The organism is Niastella yeongjuensis (genome assembly GCF_900110245.1).
GTDB lineage: Bacteria > Bacteroidota > Bacteroidia > Chitinophagales > Chitinophagaceae > Niastella > Niastella yeongjuensis.
Genome location: NZ_FOCZ01000002.1, coordinates 898,790 through 923,591 on the forward strand (window position 1 = coordinate 898,790; position 24,802 = coordinate 923,591).

The window sequence follows — 24,802 nt, forward strand, 5'->3', positions numbered from 1 at the left end:
TGCTTAGCGTTTCGGCGCTATAAACTGCCGGATGTATTTTTCAAGTTGTAATAAGAAGAGAAAAACAAACGTTGCCTGTATCAGTAGTATAGTAGAACCTGCTGTCAGGTCAGGAAAATGAAACCCGGTTTTGGGTAATAAGCCAAGTAAGAGAATGCCCAGTAGGGAAGCAAGGACAGAAAACAGGATTGAAAGCTTTACATTGAGCGAGTATTTATTTTTTTGCTTTGCTGCCTGTTCTATTTTATGCATTACCGTATCTTCAAAACCATTGAAAGGCATTTTCAATGAGCTTTCAGCAATGAGCTTAAAGAGATCGTCGTTGTTTACATCATTGTTTGCCATAACTTACATTTTACTGCGTTTAAGTAATTCACCGCATACCTGAAGCATGCTTTTTCTTGCACGAAACAACAATACTTTAATATTGGCTACAGACAAGCCCATTAATTTGCTTAAGGACTTAATGTTCTGTTCTTCTAAATAAAAAAGACGTAACACCAGGCTTTCTCTGGGGGCCAGTTTGTCCAGTGCCATATTGATCATCTTAACCTGTTCCTCTTTTTGCATGTTTAAAAGCATACTGTTGTCAACAGCAGCATCATTGTCTTCCTGCCCGTACAGGATTTTTTCTTTTCGCTGTCGCTTTAGTCTTTTCAGGGCTTCGTTGACAACAATCCGGTAAAACCAGGTACGGAACGTGGACCTTTTGTTGAAATGCTGAAGGTTTCCAAATGCTTTTAAAAATGCATCCTGTACAACTTCCTGCGCTACAAATTCATCTTTTACAACTGATACGGCTATCGTATAGGCCATATCTTTATAGGTAGTTAAGAAATACCGGAAAGCCTGAACATCTCCATTTAATACTTTTTGAATGTAGAGCTCGTCCATGCTTATTGCTTATCTCTATTCCGTTTTGATAAATTGGCAATAATGAGAGAAATACCGCCGCACAAACCAAGTATTGCCAGGGGAAATACGTTCCCCAAGTGATTTAATAGTTTAAGCCCTACTAAGATGGAAATTATTATAGAACCAATGCTTATGCCTACCACGACGATGGCAATCCGCATCAGATTCTCTTTACGTTCAGCCGTTGTCTTTTCCATAGGATTGATCCCTTGTTCTATCAGCTTCATCCTTTCTTTGTGCCCGTCTTTATGCCGGAAGTACCAGGCTAAAAAAACACAAATAATGATTGTTAGCCATATGTAGAAGATTTCTTGGACCATAACAGGGTTTTTCTTGTTTTACTATTTGATCCCCTGTGAGTCGTAAAGGTTACAACCCACCTCAAAATACCCCGGGAAAATGATATATTTTCCCGGGGTATTAATGTGTTTTCCCGGGGAAAAGTATTATTTCCGGTCAGCTGCCCATTCATCCATATTCTTTTCAACCAGTTCCAATGGCATACAGCCAAAATGAAGGAACTCATCATGAAAGGCAGACAAGCTGAATTTCGCTCCCTGCTCCTGGCTGTATTTATTGCGCAGTTCCCGGATCTTTAAAGCGCCGATCTTATAACTTAACGCCTGTGCCGGAAGGGCCATGTACCGTTCAATTTCAGCAGTGGCGCCTTCTTCTGATATGGCCTCGTTCTCCATCATATAAGCAATAGCCTGTTCGCGGGTCATGTCTTTGGCATGCATGGCCACATCAACCACTAACCGGATGGCGCGATGCATTTCGTCACCAAGCGCACCTGCATATTGATAAGGATCTGTATACAGCCCCAATTCTTTACCCAGGCTTTCGCAATACAATGCCCAGCCTTCGCCGTAAGCACCATACCACAAATAGCGTCTGAAAGTAGGCAGGGCTGTGTTTTCCAATGTTAAACTAACCTGGTAATGGTGACCGGGGATCGCTTCATGTAAGAATAAGCTTTCCATACCACTGGTAGTATTGAACGCAGTGGCGTCCAGAATAGGTACATAAAAAATACCGGGGCGTTTTCCGTCTACGGTTCCCTGTTTGTATTCGGCGCTGGCACTGGCCGCCCGGAACGCTTCTGTTTGCCTGATCTCGAATTTCATTTTCGGGATATGTCCAAACATGTCTTTCAGGTGTGGTTCAATGCGGGCCTGAATATTCCGGAAAGCATTCAGTACTTCTTCAGGTGTTTTATAAGGCTTAAATTTTTTATCGGTACGCATGTATTCAAAAAAGGCTTTCAGGTCACCCTTGAATCCTACCGAGTTTTTTACGCTGTCCATCAGGCCACGGATGCGTTTTACTTCAGCCAGCCCTGTATTGTAAATTTCATCCGGAGTTTTAGGTGTGGTGGTCCAATACCTTACCAGGTAATCGTACAGGGCAGGGCCATCGGGTACTGCTTTGATGCCGGTACTTGTTCTTGCTTTAGGCAGGTATTCTTTTTTCAGGAAGTCAGCCAGCTTCTGAAAAGCAGGAGACAGGGTATTTGTGATAAGTGGCGTAAATGCAGCCGTCAGTCGTTTTTTATCAGCTTCGGGGAAACTGGCAGGCATGGATTTTACGGGACCATAATACAGGCTTTGGGTTACATCGGTAGCAACCATGTTCTGCATTTGGGTGATCATTTTTTCAACCAGTTTGGCTGGTAATACATTGCCCACGGTTATTCCCTTTTGGAAGTACACGATGGCGCTGTCGGCCCAGGCGGGGAAAGCTGCAGCCCGTTTTAACCAGTTGTCATAATCACGAACAGTGTTGAATGGTTGCGCACCAGCCCCGCTTCCCATTTGTCCGAAGGATAACGGTAAGCCATAAAACTGATTAAAAGGCACATGGCCATCGATGGAATAATCAATGGTAGAAAGGTATTGGTATTTCAATCCTTCAATACTCATTTCCATTTCCCGTTTGAAGATGTCGAAGCTGGTACGGTCGGTTTCGTTGAGCTGTTCCCGGTTGAATTGCTGAACAGCCTGGAGGTTGCCTGTGAAAAAGGCGCTTAACTTATCCCGGTAGCTGTCGGTAAATTCCGCCGGCAGCTGGTCGTTATACAGGGTGTCGCCGTTGATCGTAGCTTCCACAGGTAATAATGCCATCCGGCCATTATAATACTTTTCAAAAAGGGTGGCCAGCTCCTTATTGCCGGCTTCAGGGGCGGTAGGAGCTACCTTGTTTTTGCATGCTGCCAGTGCGCCTGTTATCAGGAGCACCGTAAATAATTTATTCATAGTGACATTTTATAATTGGCTGAAATTATATAAATCCCCGCATGTTGCCATAGGTTAAAATAAGTCAGATGGTATAATTTTTATATTTTTAATTATGATTAGGAAGCTGGTAATTTCGATAGTGTTCACTTTACTGATTATAGTCGGGTATGCTCAGGAAAAAAAACCTTTAACGCCGCAGGAAGCACTCAAATACTGGCGGCCCCCATCCTGGCAAAAGCCAACAGACTCGCTTATTGTAGACGGAAGCGAGGCATACAATCTTCATTTAAATAAATTTATTGACAGCCTCCGGATAGATGGTGTTGACTCGGTAATCGTTTTTTCGACCCAGTATATCGGTTATTCCAGTATGAATGAGTGCGACACCGGCGGTTCTCCTATAAAAACCTTTATCATCTGGAATAAAGGAGGAGCTACCTCTATTAGAAAGATCCAGGGGCGCTGTTCCATTGACGTTTCAAGGACGTCATCGGAAGATTTGTTTGGCTTATATGCCAACAATCAGGCGAAGCTGAGAAAAGAATACTTCATGCCGGTGATCTCCAAAGCCTGGCTGAATAAATACAAAACGATGGATTTTTTGATTAGTTGGGTCGATCATGAACCCAACTACAGCTTTTTTTATAAGGTAGGAAAAGACAGCAGGTGTTTACGATTTAACGAAAGCTTTTTGGAGGATGAGCAAAGCATGTTTCATAACTACAACCTGGCATTGAAAACATATGCCTGGTGGAAAATGGTAAAAAAAGAAGTCGGTCAAAAAGATTAACAGAAATCCCTCCCGGTTTATCAGGAGGGATTTCTGTTTTATATTACCAAGCTATTTATAAGCGATCAGGGCACTGGCAGGGCCGGCAAGGTGCATAATGTCTACGTGAGCAAAACCGGCTTCTTTTGTCCAGCTGATAAAGTCAGCGGCTGTATAATCGAAACCACCACGTGTTTCAATCAGCATGTTCAGAGACATCAACAGGCCAAAGGCATTTTCCTTACGTTCATCATCAATAACATTTTCTATCACTACGAATGCTCCGCCTTTGGGTAATGCATTATATGCTTTTTGAATAAGCATTTTTTTCTGCTCCAGGTTCCAGTCATGCAGAATGTTACCCATGGTGATCACATCGGCTTTGGGGAATTCATCGGTAAAGAAACTGCCTGATTGTACCGCAATCCGGTCTTGTACTTCATGCTGCTCAATATTCCTGGTTGCAATGGGGGCTACCTGGGGCAGGTCCCAACTAATAGAATGCATAGATGGGTGATGCTTTGCAATTTGAATAGAGAGGTCGGCGCCGGCACCGCCTATATCACAATGTGTATCATAGTCGGCAAAATTAAACTGGCGGGCAAAGGCTATAAAGTTAGGCGTTTGTATACCACCCATAGCGGCAACGAATTCCTTTAACTTGTTTTCATCTTCATACAGGGTTTCAAAAATTGGCTTGTTACCATTTTTTACTTCATTTTGGGGCTGCCCTGTTTGTAGTGCTTCTTCCAGATTGTTCCAGAAAGGATAGAGCCGGTTATTGGCCATTTCGAGCATTCCGCCGAGGTAACATGACTTGTTTTTGTCAAGAAAGGCATCCGATTCCAGGGTGTTGCAATATTTCGCGCTGGCACCATTACCTTCCCGGTGCAGGAAATTCATGGCAACCAGGGCATCCAGAAAGTCGGTGAGACCCCTTTCCTGAAGTTTCAGTTCCGATTTGATTGCTTCCGCTGTTTTGCTACCCTGTGCAAGCAACGTAAATAATTGAAGGTTTACCGCTGACAATAAAACCTTTGAGGACCAGAAGGCAAATCCTGTTTGCATTATCCGGGTGGGCGTTACCACCACTTCGTTTGAGATTGTTTCCGTAACCATAATTCAGATTTTTAGAATGAGAAATTCCCTTCGTTGCGTGGCTACGCATTACGAAGCTACCTTGTAAGAGAAGGTTTTTAGCAGAAGGTTTCAATGAATCTCGGATGTACAGGAATGATCTGAATAAAATACGGAATAAAGAGAAAGATAAGGGATAGGGTAGAAGCCGCTTTCGCGACTACTAATATAACTAATTTTTATTTCCTTCTGTAACCTGGCTATTTCTTTTATCATCAGGTTTGCGCGTTCAGTTGTATGAGGATGCCATTAAAAGGAGCAGTATGTTTTGTTTCATATGGAATCTTAATTATGATTTATAAGGTAACCGGCCGTTTTTTCATAAGGAACTTTCTTTTTAACCATTCTCTTACAGGTTCGTCATACAGCTTAAGATAAATGTATGCCAATACAATGCTGACGATTACTACGGTAAAACCTGCCAGCAGGCCCTTCATTCCTAATTCAATGTGATTATTCGTTACCCACGCTGTGAATGTGTAGATCAGCGGATAATGGGTGATGTAGAGCGGATAGGAGGTGTCCCCCAGGAACTTACAAATGCTGGCCGACCGGGGATTCATTATCTGGCCACCGGCTCCCATGGCAACAATGAGGGGGAACACCAGGATAACAACAACCGCTTCATAGATCCCGTTCATCCATAATTGTTGTTCGCCACCGATCCTCGGCATACTAAGAACAAGCACGATAAGGAAAGCACACCACCAGAATGCGCCCTTCACCCTGATCAATTTGCCCATGCGGCAAAGTAACAGTCCGGCAGTAAATGGAAACAATACCCGGGTACAACCAATGAACAGTTGTTCCTGGTTAATAGACCAGCCGCCGATCAGGTCTCCTTTCGGCCCCAAAACGAGATAGCCGGTTAACAGGCAGGCCGCCAATGCGACAAAAACGGCTAATACTATTTTTGAAAAACGCCGGAAAAGGATAGCATAGAGGATATTGGCAGTGTATTCAAAAAACAGCGACCAGCCAGGACCGTTGAGCGGGTGCATTTCCTGCCAGCCACGAATGTCCATGGAAACAGGTACCGGGATTAAAGTAGCGCCAATGACCATGGTCAGTAACAATTTCCAGACTGGCGTGTCGGCTATTAACGGGAAGACCTGACCCTGTTGTAAATAAAACAGCGCCGCGCCAACCAGGGAGCCAAGCACCACCAGGGGCTGTAACCGCACCAGCCGGCGTTTGTAAAAATCCCATTGGGTCATTTTTGACCACCGGTCGTCGTAAGCGTAGGAAATAACAAATCCAGAGAGTAAAAAGAAGAAATCTACTGCCAGGTAACCATGGTTGATAATCATAACAAACCGGTTGCCGCCGCTGAAGGTTTCCATAACGTGCATGCAAACGACCATAACAGCGGCTACGCCGCGAAGGCCATCGAGTACCGGGTAGTGTTTCTTGGAGTCGAGGTAAGGTGTGGACGGGTTCATTTCAATTGTTTTCATATGACAACCCTAATGTACCCCTGTTTTCTTAAAATGAAAAATCCCTCCCGATGCGTCGGGAGGGATTGTATAACTGATTTATTGTTTTATACTAACTGGCAGTTGTTATTGCGCTTATTGCCGGCTGCGGGTAATACACCTCTTTAAGGCCTACCATAGAATTGGTGCCCGGGTCCCAAACTTTCAACTTGAAACAGGCCACGATATCCCAGGGGTTCAGGGAAGTTGTTTTAGCTTCCGCTAATTGTGGCAGTTTGGCCATTACTTCAGGCAAACGGTAAAACGGAATGCGTGAATTGATGTGGTGAATATGGTGGTAACCGATATTGGCGGTAACCCATTTCCAAAATGGATTCATTACCATGTAACTGCTCGAAGACATAGCCGCTTCCTCATAACACCAGTCGTCTTTTTCGCGGAAGGTTACGCCCGGAAAATTGTGCTGTGCATAGAATAAATAGGCACCTATCATAAAGGCCAGTAAAAAAGGAACAATCGCCGCCAGCAACCAGGTGAGCCAGCCCAGGTAAACGAAGACTATAGCACTAATGCCAAAGTGAACGATCAGTGCAATGAGCGAATCCCAGTGGCGTTTGGGCGCACTGAGAAAGGAGCGTACACACATGCCATAAATAAACATGGTAATGTACCCAAACCCAATGGTCAATGGATGGCGGATGAACAGGTAGCCACGTTGTTCTGCTTTGGATGCCTGCAAGAAACGTTGTTTGGTCATAATGGGATATGAACCTATGCTGGCACTGAATAATTTCGAATTGTGATTATGGTGATAATCGTGCGACCGCTTCCAGATGCTGGTAGGCGCGAGAATATAAATGCCGTACAGGGTGAAAAGGATATTAGCGGGCACTGACCGGTTAAGGATGGTATGATGCTGATGATCGTGGTAGATCACAAACATGCGCACCATGGTAAGCCCGGCGCCAAGACTGCAGGCAATACGTAGGAAAATATTATCCAAAAAATAAATACCTGACACAAGTGCGATCAGGACGGCTAACGTAGACAGGCTATAGAGCCAGCTTTTCCATACTATTTCTTTGGCAAATGGCTTGGTTGCAAGGATCAGCTCCCGGCCCGGATTTTTTTGCATGATTTGAGACTAAAGGGTTTTTTATAGAATTATTTTGTTTTCTGCCGGGCGTTTGTGCTTCCATCGTCTATGTGACCACAGCCATATTTCAGGTTGTTCACGAATATCTTTTTCCAGTCTGGCGGTGTGCAATTCAGAGACTTTCCCTTCGGCGGTCTTTTTAGCGTCTTCCACCAATACTTCCGCCAATATGTTGTAATAACCTCTTTTTAATCGCTTTATTGTTATATACACAATAGGATACCCCATTTTCTGGGCAATTTTTTCCGTTCCCTTAAAAACCGGTGTGTCCTGGTTTAAAAAGGTTGTCCAGAAGGCACTTTCGGGTGAAGGTGTTTGGTCGGCAATAAAGGCAGTGGTGCTGATCATTGACTTGTTTCTCACCATGTCTTTGTAAGTGTCTCTCATGGCAATAAGCCCCGTGCCGAAGCGTGTACGCATGCGAACCATCAACCCATTGAAGTATTTATTGCGGAACGGATGGTAGACCACGAACAATTTTTGTTTACAAAGGAGGCTGAAAGTATTGCCTGCCCATTCCCAATTGCCGTAATGACCCATCACCAGCATAATACTTTTTCCTTCTTGGTTATACCGGTCGAAAATGGCTTTTGCCTCCGGGCTTAACGTGCAACGTTTTAACATGGAGGAGCGCCCGATGGTAAGTGTTTTAAAACTTTCCAGAAAGAGATCACTGAGGTAGTGGTAATAATCCTTGCACAATCTTGTTAATTCTTTTTCCGACTTTTCAGGGAAAGAATTGCGAAGGTTTTGCAGCACTACCTTTTTGCGGTAGCCGGTAACATAATATAGAAGAAAATAAAATCCGTCACTAACCCTGTATAAGATGGGGAAGGGTAGGAGGGAAAGCAAATAAATGAATGGTAACGAAATGTAATAAACTAGGCCTTGCATGCCGGCCCAAGATAAACTTTTATAGCCGGATACAAACCAATTGGTTAAATGTTTAATGTAAATATTACATTTTTCAGGGTTTACTCTTACCGGTCCCCGGTGAAACACGCCCTATTGTTTTACAAATCGCTGATTTGCAGAATTTTGAAATGGGTTTGTTACGGCTAACCCCGGAAATCAATATTATTATGAAATAGGGTATCTTTTATATTTTTGCACCTTCAATTTTATTCCGGCCTGCCAATTCGTAACAAAACCATCATTAGTGTTATTTAATTCCGTTGAATTCTTATTGTTTCTACCGTCTGTTTTTATACTGTATTGGTTTGTCTTCAACAGGTCTTTGCACTGGCAGAATATATTGATCTTAATAGCCAGTTATTTCTTTTATGGCTGGTGGAGCTGGAAATTCATGGTACTGCTGGCCCTGAGCACTTTTCTCGATTACTTATATGGTTTTGGGGTAGCTCTACAAAACAGAAAAAGAGCCAGGCTTTTTTTATGGCTGAGTGTTTTGAATAATCTTGGCATCCTGGCGGTGTTCAAATATTATAACTTTTTTGCATTACAATTTCAGCAGGGGCTGGCTTTGCTGGGTTTACACACAAATGTGGTTTTATTGCAGGTGGCTATACCTATCGGTATTTCATTTTATACCTTTCATGGCATGTCGTATGTGTTCGACATCTACCGCGATAAACAAAAGCCGGTAAAGAATTTTATTGACTATGCTGTGTTTGTTTCCTTTTTCCCATTATTGGTAGCCGGGCCAATTGAAAGGGCCAGTCACCTGTTGCCTCAAATCAGGAAGAAAAGGTTTTTTAATAATATCCAGGCCGCAGATGGTTGCAGGCTGATTTTGTGGGGACTGTTCAAAAAAGTGGTGATTGCAGACAGCCTGGCGGTGATTGTGGACAATATATTTACCCATTATCATGATCAGCATGCGAGCTCCCTTATTGTAGGAGCCATTGCTTTTTCTTTTCAGATCTATGGCGACTTCAGCGGCTATACAGACATTGCATTGGGCACCGCTAAGTTGTTTGGGTTTGAATTGTTGACCAATTTCAAATTCCCCTATTTCTCCCGGGATATTGCCGAATTCTGGCGCCGCTGGCATATTTCACTCTCCTCATGGTTCCGGGATTATTTATACATTCCGCTGGGAGGTTCCAAACAGGGAAAATTAAAAGCAGTAAGAAATACGTTCATCATTTTTCTGGTGAGTGGTTTCTGGCATGGGGCTAGTTGGAAATACATTGCCTGGGGTGGCATTCACGCCTGCGGGTTCTTGCCCTTGTTGCTGTTAAACCGTAACCGAAAACACACATCGGATGTGGTTGCCCAGGAACGCAGGCTGCCTTCGGGAAGGGAACTTGCACAAATGATGGTCACTTTTACTTTTGTGACCTTTGCGTGGGTGTTTTTTCGTGCTGCTGATATGCGGGAAGCCATCGGGTATTTGACAAGCGCAGTTACCAATTATAAACAACCGAAGGACCTTTTAATGTGCCTGAGCGTATGCTGTTATATTATTCCGTTAATAGGCTGCGACTGGTGGTTGCGAAGAGATGAGCGAAGCTTAAAAGCGCCCCGGCGAATAAAATCAGTTATATATGTAGTACTGGCATTGCTGGTGCTGTTCTACTTTGGCAAACAAACAAACTTTATATATTTTCAGTTTTAGGAAATGAAGCAGTTTTTATTAAAGACTACCCGCTATCTTCTGGTAACAGTACTATTATCCGGGATAATTATTGGCGGGTTCATTTCCCGAAAGCCTGAGTTTTTCTTAGGGCCTGCAGTAGATTATTTTCAATGCCAGTATCAATATGGCCAAATCAATAAGAAAACCGGATTCACAAGTATTATCATCGGCGACTCGCGGGGGAATGCAAGTATTAATCCACGCCAGCTTGGGGAAAAGTGGATTAATTTATCCATCCCGGGAAGTGATTTTTTTGAAGGATATATTACTTTGAAGCGATACCTGCAGCACAATAAAGTAGATACTTTAGTAATGGTCTATGGAATGAGTTACATCAGCGAATACTCCCGCTGGTTTAATCTCAGGACTATTCCTTACCGGTTTATCAGTTATGGCGAATTGAAAGAGCTGGAGCAACTGGAAAGAAAATACAATTATCTTTTTCACAACCGGGCCGCGGGGCATGCTACGTTGAGATACGATCAGTTTGTCAGGGAATTAAAATACTGGCATTCTCCGTTTTCTTACCGGGAAACATTTTTGGACGGCTTAAATAATTGCTGTTTTTCTCAAAAGAAGACTGCTCGTGACAAGCAAAGGGTCATTGCTCAATTAAGCGAATACCGGGGTTATACAAATTTTGGCGGAGCCGATTCCAATAACACGGATGTTATAGATGCCAAACTTCGCTTTGAACCCGGACAGATCAATCAGCATTATCTTGAGCAGATCATGCGTTTGGCCGAAGCGAATGATATCGCTGTATATCTGGTTAATCCGCCCATGAACCAGGCTTCGTTCAATACTTATAACAAATCCCTGTATGAGTCTACAATAAATCAGTTTCTGGAAGGGTTGCAAAAAAAGTATTCCCGGTTATGTGTTTTGCAGACTGAAGTATGGTTGCCGAATACGATGTTCGGCGATCAACTGCATGTAAACAAAAGAGGTACCAGTTCGTTTTCAGCAAATGTACGAGCACGATTGGGCAGATAAAAGAAACCCGGCTTCCCACTAAAACGTTCATTCGCAATGTTCCAATTAAAGTATAGCCATTAAAAAAGAGTGACAAGAATCATTTTGTCCCATTAGAAATTATTTCCAAACTTTGCCTGCAACCGTCCCACCTTCTGAATAGTTCCTCTTAATCCAGACGCCTTTTAAAGAAAAAAAATCGGTTAATCATTATTTACTAAAGTGTTAGACATCCCCTGATGCTGTTTGGGGATGAACTATATTCTTTTGTACAAACAAATAAAATAACTCTTAAAACCAGGAGGTGTAATCATGAACAAATCAAACAATGCCGAAGAAGCATTATCCCGCATTATTAGCATTGCCAATGAGGCGCTTGGGACTACAACCAGTGAGAAAGATAATAAAAGCACACCAGAAGAAATCGGTTGTTCCATTAAAATGCTTCCTGTTCATCTGCTTGAAAAAGCGGCGGAAACAGCTGTCAAAGTATATCCTGTTAATAAACCGGTTTTAGAGTCCACAAGAGAGCTGGCTATGGAACTAACCGCCAATCCGCAAAAGCTAACGTTGCTGATTACAAAATACTGGGGGCCTTTTCCCCGGAAGCTAACCGTAAGCTTTATGGAATCTACACCTGCAGATCTCAAAAAAAGGATCATAGGTCACATGAACGCCTGGTCAAAAACAGCCTGTATATCTTTTGTTGAAACGGAAGGAGATGGTAATGTTAGAATTTCCAGAGGTGGCGGTGGGTATTGGTCTTATCTTGGAACAGACATTCTTCATGTTCCAACAAATATGCAAACCATGAACCTGCAGGGATTTACCATGAATACGATCGACTCTGAGTTTTACAGGGTGATAAGACATGAAACAGGGCATACACTTGGGTTCCCTCATGAACACATGAGACGGGAAATCATAAACAGGATTGATAAGGAAAAAGCGTACGAATATTTTGAAAGAACACAGGGCTGGGATCGGGCAACCGTAGATCAGCAAGTACTTACTCCCTTAAACGACAGCTCGATCATAGGTACACCTGCTGATCAGACTTCCATCATGTGTTATCAGCTTCCTTCCTCCATTACCAAAGATAATCAGCCAATATTAGGTGGTACTGACATAAATGAGTCGGATTATAAATTTGCCGCCATTGTTTATCCCAAACTTTTCAGTAGCACACAGGTTGCAGATTATGGAAAAGAAGCTTATCAGGAAGCATGGACTAAAGATCAGGATGTAAGTGATACCCAGATTGAAGAGGTAATTAAATCCAGTTTGATAAAGTAGGGTTGTTAATAGCAGTCCATTCAGGTTATGGCGCACCTGGTCACCATTGATAGCAGTCGGGAAATACCCCAAATGATCTATATTGACATAGGTGATGTTTTGTTTTTTAAGGCAACGGGTGGGCATCAGCTTTCTGGAAAAGATGTCATTGAGCTCATAGGTATTTTCTCTGAATCTTTATTACTTTCTTCCGGAGAAAAAATCTATCCGGAGGGTTTGCCCAATATTGTGCTTTTTAAAGCCATTAAGCAAGGTAAGGCTATGCTTAGTATTGTTGTTGGTGGTTCATGGGATAATCCAATGGCTGCATCATGTGAGGTTACAGTTGGCATTAAGTAATAAATCCCGGACTGAAAGGTCCGGGATTTATTATTTTTTACTTATAAAAGGTTAAAGAATGTCGAAAGTGCGTACCAGCGTGCTGGTTACGGGCATGGTTATGGGGTCGTTTGCTTTCCCGTTAAGTGTCCACTGAATAACAGCGGTGTAAGGATATTGTGCAGTGGTAACTCCGCTAAGGGTAATGCTGCAGTTACTAACCGCCTGAGTGGTTTCCAATGTCAAAACGCCGTTTTGGAAATCAGTTGCGCTGAACGCTATGGTGCTTTCATTTGAACGAACCACATTGTTTACTTTCCAGGTGGCCAGGTTTAAATTAGGCAGCAGTGCATTAATAGCTCCGGAAAATGAGCCCTGGTTGGTAGCGGGTACGGGTGACAAGGTCAGTTTGATTAACAAAGTCTTGGCGTTATTATTAGTATTCCCATCATCACTGCTCTTTTTGCAGGAGATTGCGCCAGAAATAACCATTATTAACGCGAGTACGGTAAGTATTTTTTTCATTGATTAATGTTTTCAGGCGCAAATTTGGTAGAATCCATGAAGAAGGACAATACTGGAAATGCATGTTTTTTATCTACTGGATTTTCAGTAGGTCCGGGGTTTATGCAATTACTTAGGGGAAAAAAGCAGTTTCCTGATTTCCGGAGAAATTAATACCTGAGAGATCCATAAAACGATGCCGAAAACAATTGGGAAAAAGTAGGGGTGTCCTCCCATGTTGGCCTGAATCATTACCGCCGTAGCTCCACCCAAATAGGCAGTGATAAGAATTAATCCGAAGGTACTGGTTAATGGAACTGCATAAAGGATGATGAAGATCAGCAACATAATACCCAATGCTGGAACAAGAGCAGGAGCTATACCTAATTTGGCTGATGCTTCCATCGATTGATGATGTTTAATGATCTTTGTTATGGCGTCGAATGCCATGAAAAGTATCAATAATACCTTAAGGACCTGGCCTATCCAAAAGCCAATGTTGTGATTGCTGTTCATTATGTATGGAGTTTATTTGTTTGTCGGATAGGTATAGTTAAGCATCCATTGAATTCCGTATTTATCGGTAATCATCCCACAAAGAGCTCCCCAAAAAGTTTTGTTCAGTGGCATTTCAATTTTACCGCCTGCAGACAAGCCATTAAACAGTTTTTTAGTTTCGGTTTCATTTTCAGTATGAATGGTTATACGGCAAATATTACCCGCAGTTATCTTTTGGTCCATTGACTCCAATGCATCCGTTGCCATAAAAACATGGCCCTTGGGGGTGACTAATGAGATGTGGATGATTTTATCCTGTTCTTCAACCGGCCATTTTTCACTACCGGGAATGTCTTTATACCGTTGAAGTATGGTGAACTCTCCGCCGAACACGGATTTGTAGAAGGTCATGGCCTCTTCTGAAGTGCCCATGAAGTTGAAATATGGATTAATACTAAGCATGACACAAAATTATCCGTAAGGATCCATATTTATGCCGGGTGAATACGACATTGTTGAGGGGGTATTTGCGACATTCTGATTCATTACATTTGTTACATGAAAACCATTTCTGTCCTGGCTTTTAAAAACGCTGCACCTGGGTCTATTACAGATTCGGTTTACTTTTTTGAAAAGGCAAATGAGTATCTGATAAAAAATGGGAAGCCATCGATGTTTAATGTTAATGTGGTTGGCTTCACAGATGAAGTAAAAATAAATGGTGGCAGGTATGTGATAAAAACCGACAGAACATTTGATAAAGCAACCTATCCTGATTTGATAATCATACCTTCCCTGACCGGACATGCAAGCAGTGCCACTTATATAAATAAAGACTGTACCTCATGGATCTCGGAAGCCTACAAAAGTGGTTCTGAAGTAGCCAGTTTGTGTACGGGTGCCTTTTTATTGGCTTTTAGCAGCCGAGTATATTCAAAAAGTGAAAATTGAAGCTGCCAAAAAACAATTGGAGATTGGGCGCAAGACAATAAATGAAGTGATGTACAATGTAGGATACGCCGATGTTCAGGCTTTCAGGGAAGTTTTTAAAAGAATAACAGGGATGACCCCTTTCGATTATAAGAACAAGTATAAGGGGTAGTTTATTAGGCGGAGTAATGTTTGACTTTATTTACACACAGTAAAATAAATGATAAATGATAAGTAATGTAAATATATTGAACGCTAAAATACTGTCTGACAACTGGTATGTACTTAAAAAAATAACCTATGAGTATACTAAAAAGGATGGATCGGTTCAGACTCAAACCAGAGAAGCATATGATAGAGGGAACGGCGCTGCCATATTGCTCTACAATAAAGAACAGGGAACTGTAATTCTTACCAGGCAATTCCGTCTGCCTACCTTCATAAACGGTAATGTGAACGGTATGTTGATCGAAGCCTGTGCCGGGCTGTTAGATAAGGATAATCCGGAAGATTGTATCAGGCGGGAAACAGAAGAAGAAACGGGTTATAAAATAAGAGAAGTTCGCAAAATTTTTGAAGCGTATATGTCTCCCGGTTCGGTTACTGAAATATTGTACTTTTTTATTGCCGCTTATTCAAAAGAAATGAAAGTGACAGAGGGTGGTGGTATAGAACATGAAGAAGAAAACATTGAAGTGCTGGAAATGGATATCAACAAGGCAATGTCAATGATAGAAACAGGGGAGATCAGGGATGGAAAGACGATCCTGCTTTTGCAGTATGTTAAGTTGCATCAAGTATTGTAGGGCATGGGGTGTATAGCTCTTTTGCATAAGCCTTCCAAAAGCAAAAATCCCTCCCGACTTGTCGGGAAGGATTTCATTTATGTTCCATATCTCTCCTAAAACCTCAGGGTTTGATGCCCAGGAGCCGGCAGGCATTCGTATAAAAGATCTTCTTCTCTTCTTCTAATGTGAATCCCATATCATGTACGCCTTTGATAGATTCGGCCGGGTCGAACAGTGGGAAGTCGGAGCCGAACATGAATTGCCCGACACCTATTTTCCGGATGGTCCATACCAGTTGTTCACGGAATGGAGAATCGCCGAGAATAGGTGCAATGGCAGATACATCGAACCAGATATTGTTCTGAAACCAGGGATATTTCTTCAGCCCTTCGATCATCAGCAGCTGAGGAAAGTTAACCAGTCCTGTATGTGCCAGGATGAAGCGGGCGGCAGGGTTTGTTGCGGCGAGTATGACCAGTTTGCCGATCTCGCCGGCGTCGGTAGGGCTATAACTGTCAAAGAGCAGGATCATCTTCAATTCGCCCGCTTTTTTGGCTATGGCATCGACCTCCGGTGCAGATACGTCGAATCGCTGGGAATTAGGGTGCAGCTTAATGATCTGGACTCCAAGTTCATGAACTCTTTGCATTTCTGTGAGGGCATCGACGCCATCCATCGGGTGAACCGAGCAAACTGGGATCATGGAAGGGTGCCTCCTGGCCGTGGCTATGATGCTATCGTTGCGCATACGGGTGTCGGCCATATTCCCTTTCTGTGCAATGGTGATGATCGTCGCCTTTTCTATCCCGTTATTCGGCATTACAGCCATGATATCGCTAATGGTATTGTTACGAGCTGCGCTCAGCTTGTCCCCCTCTTCTACGAAAAGGTGAACGTGCATGTCGATGATCTTTCCTTTGTAATCCGTCCGGTGGGTCTGGCTATTTGCATGAGACCCAAGAATGAGAATGGTTAACAGAATTTCTGTCAGTTTTTTTACCATTGTTATGAGCTTTGATAATTAATTGGGTGAAACGGGAATGTCGGGCACGTTTATGCCTCGGTGTTAAATATAGTGAGAACCTGCTGCGATTGGAGGAAAGCTATCATATTTCTGTTGAAAGCTTCCTTAATTCAGGTGGAACCCTCAATATTTCGACTTGGGGTGCCAATATTTTGTTTTAAAGGTCCAATAAATCAGATTGCAGCCAGAATAGGTCAGAAATTGATAACATGTTTCAATTGTGTGACGTCTTATTCTGATTATTTCATAGAATAATTAAATAGAAGCTTCAATATGCTGATTGAAAGTTACAATAAATCGGATGATAGCCATCATAAATCACATGATAGCTTCCTTAAATCGAATGATGGTTTAATTAAATCGGATGATAGCTTCCGGGAATTTATTTGAACTGTACAATTGGCAAATGGTACTTGCAAATAACTCATTGTGACTGGCTAATACACCATTGGAGGTATCGCATAGTTCATTACGTGAATCGATAAGATCATTGTCATATCGGATAAGGGAAAGTCGTGACTTCATGCGCTGATTGTGTCATTCAGTTTGCTACAGCTGTCATTCAATGAACTGAAGTTGTCAAAAAATAAGTCATTGTAGGTTTTTTACCTTTGTGTAACTTCAATTCTACAATTTCTGTTAAGTTATGTTATTTTGCTATATGGCCATCTTATTTTATAAAACTTAATGCTTAAAAAGGAAACGGTTGCTGACAGGAACGCTGCTTGTTTTTATTTTAAATACCGCCTTCGCACAATCGAAAGATGTTGAAGTAATTAAAGCCCATGTTTCCCTGCTTTCGATGGAATAATGCAGCTTTTGTTGTAGTTTGATATAGCTTATTGTTGGATCTCTACTTGATTCCGGTCTGAGTAAAGTTTCCAGAAAAGATTGGCCAGCACCGCAGGTGAGCGGGTGTCGCTTCCCGGATTTATTTCCCCGTTTATAGTAAGCAGGCCTACATATATTCCTTCGTTCTTCAACCTGTTGTGTAGTTGATAGGCCAGGTTGCGGAGAGCGGCTTTGCCAATAGACAATGAACCGTAAGCCGCTACCGGGTCAGTAGCCAGGTTGCTGCTGGTGAGCAGGAATGCGCCATTTCTCTTCTTTAAATCATCGTAGGTGACCTGGAGGGATTTTACAGCGCCGGCGACATTTATGGCAAACTCGCGAATAAGGTCTTCGCTGCTTTCTTCCAGTATATACCTGGCTTTAATCACGGCAGCGTTGTATAAGATCACATCAAAGCCATCTGTGTTTGCTGATATTGTATGAATGGCTGCTTCCAATAGGGCGGCATCGCCGGCATCTGCTGCAGCGCTGAAAACTGTTGTGCCCTTCGCTTCCAACTCGTTTTTAAATGCCTGGAGTTTCTCTGTTTTACGACTGATAAGCCCGATGTTAAACTCCTGAGAGGCAAATTTTTCTGCTACGGCGTAGCTTAGTCCGGGCCCGGCGCCGATGATCAGCATTGTTTTTTTCATGGTAAATGATTTTTTGTTGATAGATCATAGCCCGGTACAGACCGTTGTAATGGAACAACAGATGATCAATTCATATTGTTAAATGATTAAATGTGTGATCTTGAATCTCATTCATTTTTAATTGCTTGGGCATGACGTGAGCCGAATAGTTGACTTAATCGGCTCATAAATTCGCTATTTTTGAGCCGAATAACTCATCTAATCGGCTCATGATGCGCTATAAATTGGTTTTTAAAACAAATAGATAAATATGAAATACAGGCAATTTAAGGGAGATAGAATCGCGGAAGTAGGGTTGGGAACGTGGCAATTGGGCAGTGCGGATTGGGGGAAGATCGATCAGGCCGGGGCGTTTGAGATATTGCAGGCATATGTAAATTCAGGAGGAAACTTTATCGATACAGCGGACGTTTATGGAATGGGGGTAAGTGAAACTTTCATAGGAGATTTTTTAAAACAGCTTGATCAAAAAGTCTATGTGGCCACTAAAATGGGACGCCGCCACGACAAACCATATGGTTGGCCGCAAAATTTTACTTATGATGTAATGAAAAGGCATGTGGAGGATTCTCTGACGCATCTGGGCATTGACCAACTGTATTTAGAACAATTGCACTGTATCCCTACAGAAGTATTGCGCAGGGGTGAAATTTTTGATCATTTGAGAAAATTACAAAGCGAAGGGCTCATTAAACACTTTGGTGTTAGCGTTGAAACTACAGAGGAAGCATTGATATGCCTGGATCATAAGGACGTAGCTTCATTGCAAATCATTTTCAATCTTTTCCGTCAACACCTGGCACAGGAATTCTTTGATAGGGCTCATAAACAGAATGTTGGATTGATTGCCCGTGTTCCGCTGGCTAGTGGCCTGCTCAGCGGGAAGTTTAATGCAAACACGACGTTTGATGTACATGATCACCGCAACTATAATGCTAACGGAGAATCATTTAATGTAGGGGAAACATTCTCCGGAATTCCATTTGAAATCGGAGTTAAGCTGGCGCAGGAAATTCAAGCTCTGCTGCCGGGGACAAATTTAGCTGCTCATGCGATCCGGTGGATACTTGATCATGAGGCTATAGTTTCGGTCATCCCCGGCGCCACTAAAGTGTCACAGGTAAACAATAACGTATCAGCCTCTTCGCTTCCCGCCCTCGATAAAAATGTGTTTGATAAGCTCCGGGAAATTTATGACAGTCATATAAAACCTGAAATCAGAGGCAAAATATAAGTTGGCCCGGGCGCAGGGTATTGATGCTAAGTGTTACTATGCAGAAGTTGCTATTGTGGGGTTTGCTACTTCCGTTTTTTTCTGTTGTTCAAACGCCTGCGCCCAACAACTCAACTGAGGTATATCCTGATATTACCTGGGATCGAATTATCAATCCCGGCGATTACGGATGGGATAACACTTTGCTTAAACAACTCCGGCAAACTAGTGGCTACCCAAAAAGCTAAAAAATAAACTGCCTATAGGTTTTGCCTGATTTTATCCTTTAAAATCACAAACGATACCATTCATCGGTTCTACTACCAGTTTAGTTCGAACGAATTAATTTTTTATTCACATTATCAGAGCCAAATATTGCAGCACCCGATCGGTTGTATTATCTTGGCGGCGATTATATGTTTTGAAATTCAGCAATGAATAAGTGATCCATTATCTCAAATTTTCAAAGACCATGAACAAAATTCCGGCCTTCCTATGCGCTGCCGCAATCGGCATTGTTAGTTTATTTTCGTGCAAAAAAGACACTGATTCCAATTCTACTCCGCCGCCAATTGATCAAAAAAACGACACCCTCAGTAAGCGGTTTATTCCAGGCTGGTGGACGCCAGGTTCTAGCTATAACAGGTTGTATTTCGGGGTTGACAGTTTCTTTTACGGTGTGATCAGTTATGATCAGTCAGAGCAAACGGGAAAATGGTGGTGGCAGGGCGATGACACGCTCAAGATAGCAACCCTTGGATGGCCCGATATGGCGCAGGACGCCCAAAGCGTAGTAAGTTGGCCAGTGAAAAGACTTACAGCAGATAGTGTATACATAGATATCGGTAACCGTACGGTTATTCCATGCGTAAAGAAAGATTCTACCGTCTTTACATCTCCTGTCCTGATCACCCTGGCGGGCATAGACAGGCCGACTTTCAGTGGTGATAATGGGCCGGCCACTAAGGCGGCATTGTATAATCCGGCTGATGTAGCTGTTGATAATGTCGGGAATCTCTTAATCGCCGATTGGGGGAATGAACTGGTCAGGAAGATCACTGCTTCTTCCGGTGTCATTTCAATCGCTGCAGGAATATACTCTTCATCGGGCCAACCTGGTGATGGTTTACCCGCCACCGGTACACAAATTTGGGCCCCATCTGGCGTGGCCTTCGACAAAGCCGGCAATTACTATTATGCCGACATGGTGCAAAACGTTGTTCGAAAAGTGACCGTTTCTACCGGCCTGATGAACATCATTGCAGGGGATGGCGACGGCATTAGCGGCACTTTCGGGTACAATGGCGATAACATTCCGGCCCGGCAAGCCAAACTGAGAGGTCCGAGCAAAGTTGCACTAGACAAAGACGGCAATGTCTATTTCGGTGACGCTGGTAACTACCGGGTGCGGCGTGTGGACCATACCACAGGCATCATCACCACGGTGGCGGGCAATGGAACACAGGGTTTTAATGGCGACGGAATTACCGCCATTACTGCATCCCTCAACAACGTCAATGGGGTCGCTTTTGATAAATACGGTAATCTCTTTATTGCTGATAAGTCACGGATCCGTCGCGTAGACGTTATCACCGGATTGATCAGTACGGTGGCAGGAACAGGTACAACCGGCTATAGTGGCGATGGCGGAGCGGCAAAGGCTGCGCAGCTCAGTAACGTTGTTGGGGTTACCGTAGATGACGCTGGTAATATCTTCTTTTGCGATACAGATAACAACCGTGTACGGAAGGTATCAGCCACTGACGGAACCATCAGCACAATCGCAGGTAGCGCAATTGCGGGCTACAGTGGAAACGGCATGCATGCTACCGCCATGCGGTTAAATCAACCGATGGGGATAGCGGTAGATGCGACCGGTAATGTTTATTTCGCAGACTATAAGAACAGCCGGGTACGGAAACTGATAATTAATAAGTAAAATATTTTGAGCATAGTCCTCCCAGTGAGGGAGATATCACACAAAAGCCTTGTAAATTTTTATTTACAAGGCTTTATTATTTTCTGTTAACTTTATAGGGGTGATGTTATTCAAGTATACTGAACTGTTATCGATTGTTAATTTTTATCTACAATAAATGTGATTATGCAGAAGTTGCTATTATGGGGTTTGCTACTTCCGTTTTTTTCTGTTGCTCAAACGCCTGCGCCCAACAACTCAATTGAAGTATATCCTGATATTACCTGGGATCGAATAATCAATCCCGGCGATTACGGATGGGATAACACCTTGCTTAAACAACTCCGGCGATTTATTATTGACAGTGCCCATACAACAGGGTTTATGGTAGTTCAAAGTGGTAAAATATTGGTCGACTATGGAGATGTAGAGGAACTTAGCTATCTGGCATCCTGTAGAAAGAGTGTTCTTTCCATGTTATATGGACCTTTTGTTGAGAATGGAAAGATAAAGCTGAATACCACTATTGAACAACTGGGGCTTAATGATGTGGGTGGTTTACTGCCTGTTGAAACGAAGGCTACTATAAAAGATTTACTCACCGCCCGTTCAGGTGTTTATCATCCGGCAAGCAATGAAGGTGATGCTTCTGCTATGGCTCCCAAAAGAGGCAGCGTGCAACCTGGCGGTTTCTGGCTGTACAATAATTGGGACTTTAATATAGCAGGTTATATTCTTGAGCAGCAGACAGGGAAAAGTATTTATGAACTTATTGATTCTATACTGGCTAAGCCCTTGCATATGCAAGACTGGAGAATGGACGCACAACGAAAAACCGGCGATACAACAAGGTCAAAATATCTTGCTTATCACATGTGGTTCTCGACCCGTGATATGGCAAGGTTAGGCTATCTCATGCTGAGAAAAGGCAAATGGAAGAACCAGCAGGTGTTGCCGGCAAACTGGGTAACAACTACTACTGTACCTGTTACTACCTATAAGGAGGCTGAGCAAAACAAGACGGCTTATTTTCATTTTGGTTATGGTTATCTGTGGTGGGTTTGGGATGCGCCCTTTGATAAGGACGTATATGAAGGCGCTTATACTGCCAGTGGAGCATTTGGGCAGTTTATTACTGTTCTCCCAAAACTTGATCTGGTGATAGCTCATAAAACAAAGTATGAATACGGGCGACAGGTGCCAACGGAGCTTTATTTGAAAATTATTGACAAAGTGGTGGCTGCCCGAAAAGATAAAAAATAAACTGCCTATTTATTCGGGAATAACCTCATAATACCCCGACACATGAACATTCACTGACTCCGTTGCGCCTCGTGCTTTAACATATAACAGTTCACCGGGCGCCATTCTGATCTTTGTATAAAAATAGGTGCCTTTACTTTCAGCCGGTATCTCGTAGACTAATACACGCTGGCCTTTCGGATCGGCATTAAAATCATAAACGGCAATTGTCAAATCTGCAGCGCTAATACTATATGATAATGCTATGTATTCAACTGTGCACATATAGCCTTCCTTCGACTCGGTTACAAAAAAATCGTCCCTGTTTACCAGTGAATTTAATGCAGCTGCGGGCTTATTTATTCTGAAAGGGATGATTGAAGGTTTGTCCATTAGTCAAATTTTAAAAGTGCGAAATATGCCTGGCTCGCTGGTCCTTGATCAAACAAAAAAGGACTGATCTTCCGAACAGTCCTTTCTAAATTCTTGTACCGCGTACGGGATTCGAACCCGTATCACCACCGTGAAAGGGTGGTGTCCTAGCCCTTAGACGAACGCGGCTGGTTTTGAGAATGCAAAGATAAGGATCAGTTGTTTTCCACCATCACTTTGCCCTTCCGGTGGGAACAAAAAAGCCTCCCGGTCTATCGGGAAGCTCTTTTAATATTGCCAAGGTTGAAACCTTTGTACCGCGTACGGGATTCGAACCCGTATCACCACCGTGAAAGGGTGGTGTCCTAGCCCTTAGACGAACGCGGCTCGTTTTTGGGAGTGCAAAAATAGGAAACTGTCCTGTTCTACCAAAAAAAAGCCCACTTTCTTTTAAAATATTTTTCAGGGTGCTTACCTGCCTGCTAGAAAAGTGGGTGACTTGAAACAATCGGCCGGTAGTATTCCAGGGACTGCCTTCACCATCAATAAAAAATATCGCATCGGCCAATTAACGATTTCTTAGCATCTTTCTTGTTGCTATGCGTTTTCTTTCACTATGCTCCATTTGCTTTCAAATTGTTATAAAGCCTCCAAAAAAACCAGGGTAATTGTTTTCATAAGTAAGTGTCCGATATATGTTTAGCCTGTTTGTGCCAATATGCCGCCACGCAACCGGTTGCGGCCGGCTATACACATAAATTTCACAGAATCATTTACAGCCAAAGACGTACCTTAGCCCCCGAATTTTTAATTAACACAAAATATTCAGATCATGAGCACAGTCAAAGTGGCGATCAACGGTTTTGGTCGTATCGGCCGGTTGGTATACCGCCAGATTTATAAAATGGATGGCATTGAAGTAGTTGCTATCAATGACCTTACTAGTCCTAAAGTTTTGGCCCACCTCCTTAAATATGATAGCGCTCAGGGCCGTTTTGATGCTGAAGTAAAAAATACCGATAATTCTATTATAGTAAATGGTGAAGAAGTAAAGATCTATGCACAAAAAGACCCTGCTCAAATTCCCTGGGGTCAGCATGATGTAGACGTTGTTCTGGAGTGCACTGGTTTCTTCACTGATAAAGCAAAAGCAGAAGCTCACCTTACTGCCGGCGCTAAAAGAGTAGTAATTTCAGCTCCTGCTACAGGTGACCTGAAAACGATCGTTTTCAACGTAAACCACGCCATCCTCGATGGTACTGAAACCGTAATCAGCTGCGCAAGCTGTACTACCAACTGTCTGGCGCCTATGGCCCAGGTACTGGATGAAAAATTCGGTATCGTAAACGGTCTCATGACCACCATCCACGCTTATACGAACGACCAGAACACCCAGGATGCTCCGCACCCCAAAGGTGACCTGCGTCGCGCCCGCGCTGCTGCACAAAACATCGTTCCTAACAGCACAGGTGCTGCCAAAGCCATCGGCCTGGTACTGCCTAACCTGAAAGGTAAACTGGATGGTTCTGCTCAACGTGTTCCTGTACTGACTGGTTCTTTAACTGAAGTAACTGCAGTATTAGGTAAAAAGACATCTGTTGAAGAAGTAAACGCTGCCATGAAGGCTGCTTCTAACGAAAGCTTCGGTTACACTGAAGATGAGATCGTAAGCAGCGATATCGTTGGTATCACTTATGGTTCTTACTTCGATGGTACGCAAACACGTGTTCAAACAGTAGGCGATACCCAACTGGTTCGCACTGTTAGCTGGTACGATAACGAAATGAGCTATGTAAGCCAGCTCGTTCGCACCGTGAACTATTTTGCAAAACTGATCAACAAAGGTGCTGCAAAGCAAACAGCAAAAGCTTAATAAATAACCGCAGAATTAGTTACCGCTAATTCTGGTTAACCACAAAGCTATTGAAAGCGGGTACGCCTGATAATCCCTTAGTCGGCCATTGCTATCAATAATCTTTGTGGTTAAC

Annotated in this window: 26 protein-coding genes and 2 tRNA genes; 12 read left to right on the plus strand and 16 right to left on the minus strand. The window is 43.0% G+C overall.

Going from position 1 to position 24,802, the window contains the following annotated elements:
* Positions 1-3 precede the first annotated feature (3 nt).
* From BMX95_RS08335 to BMX95_RS08350, 4 genes are all read right to left on the minus strand, one after another.
* Complete coding sequence (locus tag BMX95_RS08335; protein WP_081201744.1) at positions 4-345, minus strand: hypothetical protein; 342 nt, start codon at positions 343-345, stop codon at positions 4-6.
* 3 nt (positions 346-348) lie between these two features.
* Positions 349-894 (minus strand): RNA polymerase sigma factor, encoded by a 546-nt coding sequence (locus BMX95_RS08340; RefSeq protein WP_081201745.1) that lies wholly within the window; start codon positions 892-894, stop codon positions 349-351.
* A gap of 2 nt (positions 895-896) precedes the next feature.
* Entirely contained in the window at positions 897-1,235 is a 339-nt protein-coding gene (locus BMX95_RS08345; protein ID WP_081201746.1) for a DUF6249 domain-containing protein, read from the minus strand.
* Between the two features lie 126 nt (positions 1,236-1,361).
* A complete protein-coding gene (locus BMX95_RS08350) occupies positions 1,362-3,170 on the minus strand; it encodes a DUF885 domain-containing protein (protein ID WP_081201747.1) in 1,809 nt (602 codons plus the stop codon).
* A 94-nt stretch (positions 3,171-3,264) separates the two neighbouring features.
* Between BMX95_RS08350 and BMX95_RS08355 the strand changes: the two genes are divergently transcribed.
* Positions 3,265-3,942, plus strand: a complete 678-nt coding sequence (locus BMX95_RS08355) for a hypothetical protein (RefSeq protein WP_081201748.1) — start codon at positions 3,265-3,267, stop codon at positions 3,940-3,942.
* 51 nt (positions 3,943-3,993) lie between these two features.
* On the opposite strand, the gene BMX95_RS08360 is transcribed toward BMX95_RS08355, so the two are convergent.
* The 4 genes from BMX95_RS08360 to BMX95_RS08375 all read right to left on the minus strand — a co-directional run bounded on the left by BMX95_RS08360 (position 3,994) and on the right by BMX95_RS08375 (position 8,544).
* Positions 3,994-5,040, minus strand: coding sequence for a methyltransferase (locus tag BMX95_RS08360; RefSeq protein ID WP_081201749.1), 1,047 nt, complete (start codon positions 5,038-5,040; stop codon positions 3,994-3,996).
* Between the two features lie 314 nt (positions 5,041-5,354).
* On the minus strand, positions 5,355-6,515 hold the full coding sequence (locus BMX95_RS08365) for an acyltransferase family protein (protein WP_207631611.1): 1,161 nt from the start codon (positions 6,513-6,515) through the stop codon (positions 5,355-5,357).
* A gap of 91 nt (positions 6,516-6,606) precedes the next feature.
* Complete coding sequence (locus tag BMX95_RS08370; protein ID WP_081201750.1) at positions 6,607-7,629, minus strand: fatty acid desaturase family protein; 1,023 nt, start codon at positions 7,627-7,629, stop codon at positions 6,607-6,609.
* A gap of 21 nt (positions 7,630-7,650) precedes the next feature.
* Positions 7,651-8,544: a lysophospholipid acyltransferase family protein gene (locus BMX95_RS08375; RefSeq protein ID WP_081201834.1), complete on the minus strand. Its 894-nt coding sequence runs from the start codon at positions 8,542-8,544 to the stop codon at positions 7,651-7,653.
* A 343-nt stretch (positions 8,545-8,887) separates the two neighbouring features.
* Here BMX95_RS08375 and BMX95_RS08380 point away from each other — a divergent pair, with 343 nt between their 5' ends.
* The 4 genes from BMX95_RS08380 to BMX95_RS08395 all read left to right on the plus strand — a co-directional run bounded on the left by BMX95_RS08380 (position 8,888) and on the right by BMX95_RS08395 (position 12,862).
* Positions 8,888-10,231: an MBOAT family O-acyltransferase gene (locus BMX95_RS08380; protein WP_244898080.1), complete on the plus strand. Its 1,344-nt coding sequence runs from the start codon at positions 8,888-8,890 to the stop codon at positions 10,229-10,231.
* Between the two features lie 3 nt (positions 10,232-10,234).
* Positions 10,235-11,248, plus strand: coding sequence for a hypothetical protein (locus BMX95_RS08385; RefSeq protein WP_081201752.1), 1,014 nt, complete (start codon positions 10,235-10,237; stop codon positions 11,246-11,248).
* A gap of 291 nt (positions 11,249-11,539) precedes the next feature.
* A complete protein-coding gene (locus BMX95_RS08390) occupies positions 11,540-12,523 on the plus strand; it encodes a M12 family metallopeptidase (RefSeq protein WP_081201753.1) in 984 nt (327 codons plus the stop codon).
* A gap of 72 nt (positions 12,524-12,595) precedes the next feature.
* Positions 12,596-12,862 (plus strand): hypothetical protein, encoded by a 267-nt coding sequence (locus BMX95_RS08395; protein WP_133053965.1) that lies wholly within the window; start codon positions 12,596-12,598, stop codon positions 12,860-12,862.
* Between the two features lie 51 nt (positions 12,863-12,913).
* Here BMX95_RS08395 and BMX95_RS08400 read toward each other — a convergent pair whose 3' ends face one another.
* From BMX95_RS08400 to BMX95_RS08410, 3 genes are all read right to left on the minus strand, one after another.
* Positions 12,914-13,366, minus strand: a complete 453-nt coding sequence (locus BMX95_RS08400; RefSeq protein WP_081201755.1) for a hypothetical protein — start codon at positions 13,364-13,366, stop codon at positions 12,914-12,916.
* A 108-nt stretch (positions 13,367-13,474) separates the two neighbouring features.
* Positions 13,475-13,861 carry a DoxX family protein gene (locus BMX95_RS08405; RefSeq protein ID WP_081201756.1) on the minus strand — a complete coding sequence of 129 codons (387 nt, stop codon included), beginning with the start codon at positions 13,859-13,861 and terminating at the stop codon, positions 13,475-13,477.
* Positions 13,862-13,873: 12 nt separating this feature from the next.
* Positions 13,874-14,305, minus strand: a complete 432-nt coding sequence (locus BMX95_RS08410; RefSeq protein WP_081201757.1) for a VOC family protein — start codon at positions 14,303-14,305, stop codon at positions 13,874-13,876.
* 96 nt (positions 14,306-14,401) lie between these two features.
* Between BMX95_RS08410 and BMX95_RS08415 the strand changes: the two genes are divergently transcribed.
* Genes BMX95_RS08415 through nudK form a run of 3 tightly spaced genes read left to right on the plus strand, consistent with a single transcriptional unit; the run spans position 14,402 to position 15,579 of the window.
* The gene (locus BMX95_RS08415; protein ID WP_242673164.1) at positions 14,402-14,794 is read left to right on the plus strand and encodes a helix-turn-helix domain-containing protein; all 393 of its coding nucleotides are present in this window, start codon (positions 14,402-14,404) and stop codon (positions 14,792-14,794) included.
* A complete protein-coding gene (locus tag BMX95_RS35460; RefSeq protein WP_242673165.1) occupies positions 14,784-14,945 on the plus strand; it encodes a helix-turn-helix domain-containing protein in 162 nt (53 codons plus the stop codon). The genes BMX95_RS08415 and BMX95_RS35460 overlap by 11 nt, the downstream gene beginning before the upstream one ends.
* A 55-nt stretch (positions 14,946-15,000) precedes the next feature.
* Positions 15,001-15,579, plus strand: a complete 579-nt coding sequence (gene nudK, locus BMX95_RS08420) for a GDP-mannose pyrophosphatase NudK (RefSeq protein ID WP_081201758.1) — start codon at positions 15,001-15,003, stop codon at positions 15,577-15,579.
* Positions 15,580-15,682: 103 nt separating this feature from the next.
* Here nudK and BMX95_RS08425 read toward each other — a convergent pair whose 3' ends face one another.
* The gene (locus BMX95_RS08425) at positions 15,683-16,564 is read right to left on the minus strand and encodes an amidohydrolase family protein (protein ID WP_081201759.1); all 882 of its coding nucleotides are present in this window, start codon (positions 16,562-16,564) and stop codon (positions 15,683-15,685) included.
* 860 nt (positions 16,565-17,424) lie between these two features.
* Positions 17,425-18,069, minus strand: coding sequence for an SDR family NAD(P)-dependent oxidoreductase (locus BMX95_RS08430; protein WP_081201760.1), 645 nt, complete (start codon positions 18,067-18,069; stop codon positions 17,425-17,427).
* Positions 18,070-18,319: 250 nt separating this feature from the next.
* Between BMX95_RS08430 and BMX95_RS08435 the strand changes: the two genes are divergently transcribed.
* The 3 genes from BMX95_RS08435 to BMX95_RS08445 all read left to right on the plus strand — a co-directional run bounded on the left by BMX95_RS08435 (position 18,320) and on the right by BMX95_RS08445 (position 22,463).
* On the plus strand, positions 18,320-19,303 hold the full coding sequence (locus tag BMX95_RS08435) for an aldo/keto reductase (RefSeq protein ID WP_081201761.1): 984 nt from the start codon (positions 18,320-18,322) through the stop codon (positions 19,301-19,303).
* Positions 19,304-19,754: 451 nt separating this feature from the next.
* Entirely contained in the window at positions 19,755-21,221 is a 1,467-nt protein-coding gene (locus BMX95_RS08440; RefSeq protein ID WP_081201762.1) for an NHL domain-containing protein, read from the plus strand.
* Between the two features lie 165 nt (positions 21,222-21,386).
* Positions 21,387-22,463 (plus strand): serine hydrolase domain-containing protein, encoded by a 1,077-nt coding sequence (locus tag BMX95_RS08445; protein WP_081201763.1) that lies wholly within the window; start codon positions 21,387-21,389, stop codon positions 22,461-22,463.
* 9 nt (positions 22,464-22,472) lie between these two features.
* On the opposite strand, the gene BMX95_RS08450 is transcribed toward BMX95_RS08445, so the two are convergent.
* The 3 genes from BMX95_RS08450 to BMX95_RS08460 form a co-directional block, all read right to left on the minus strand.
* Entirely contained in the window at positions 22,473-22,835 is a 363-nt protein-coding gene (locus BMX95_RS08450; protein WP_081201764.1) for a hypothetical protein, read from the minus strand.
* A gap of 96 nt (positions 22,836-22,931) precedes the next feature.
* Positions 22,932-23,003 (minus strand) — tRNA-Glu (locus BMX95_RS08455).
* A 126-nt stretch (positions 23,004-23,129) separates the two neighbouring features.
* Positions 23,130-23,201, minus strand: a tRNA-Glu gene (locus tag BMX95_RS08460).
* A 445-nt stretch (positions 23,202-23,646) separates the two neighbouring features.
* Between BMX95_RS08460 and gap the strand changes: the two genes are divergently transcribed.
* Complete coding sequence (gene gap / locus BMX95_RS08465) at positions 23,647-24,687, plus strand: type I glyceraldehyde-3-phosphate dehydrogenase (protein WP_081201765.1); 1,041 nt, start codon at positions 23,647-23,649, stop codon at positions 24,685-24,687.
* Positions 24,688-24,802: the final 115 nt, after the last annotated feature.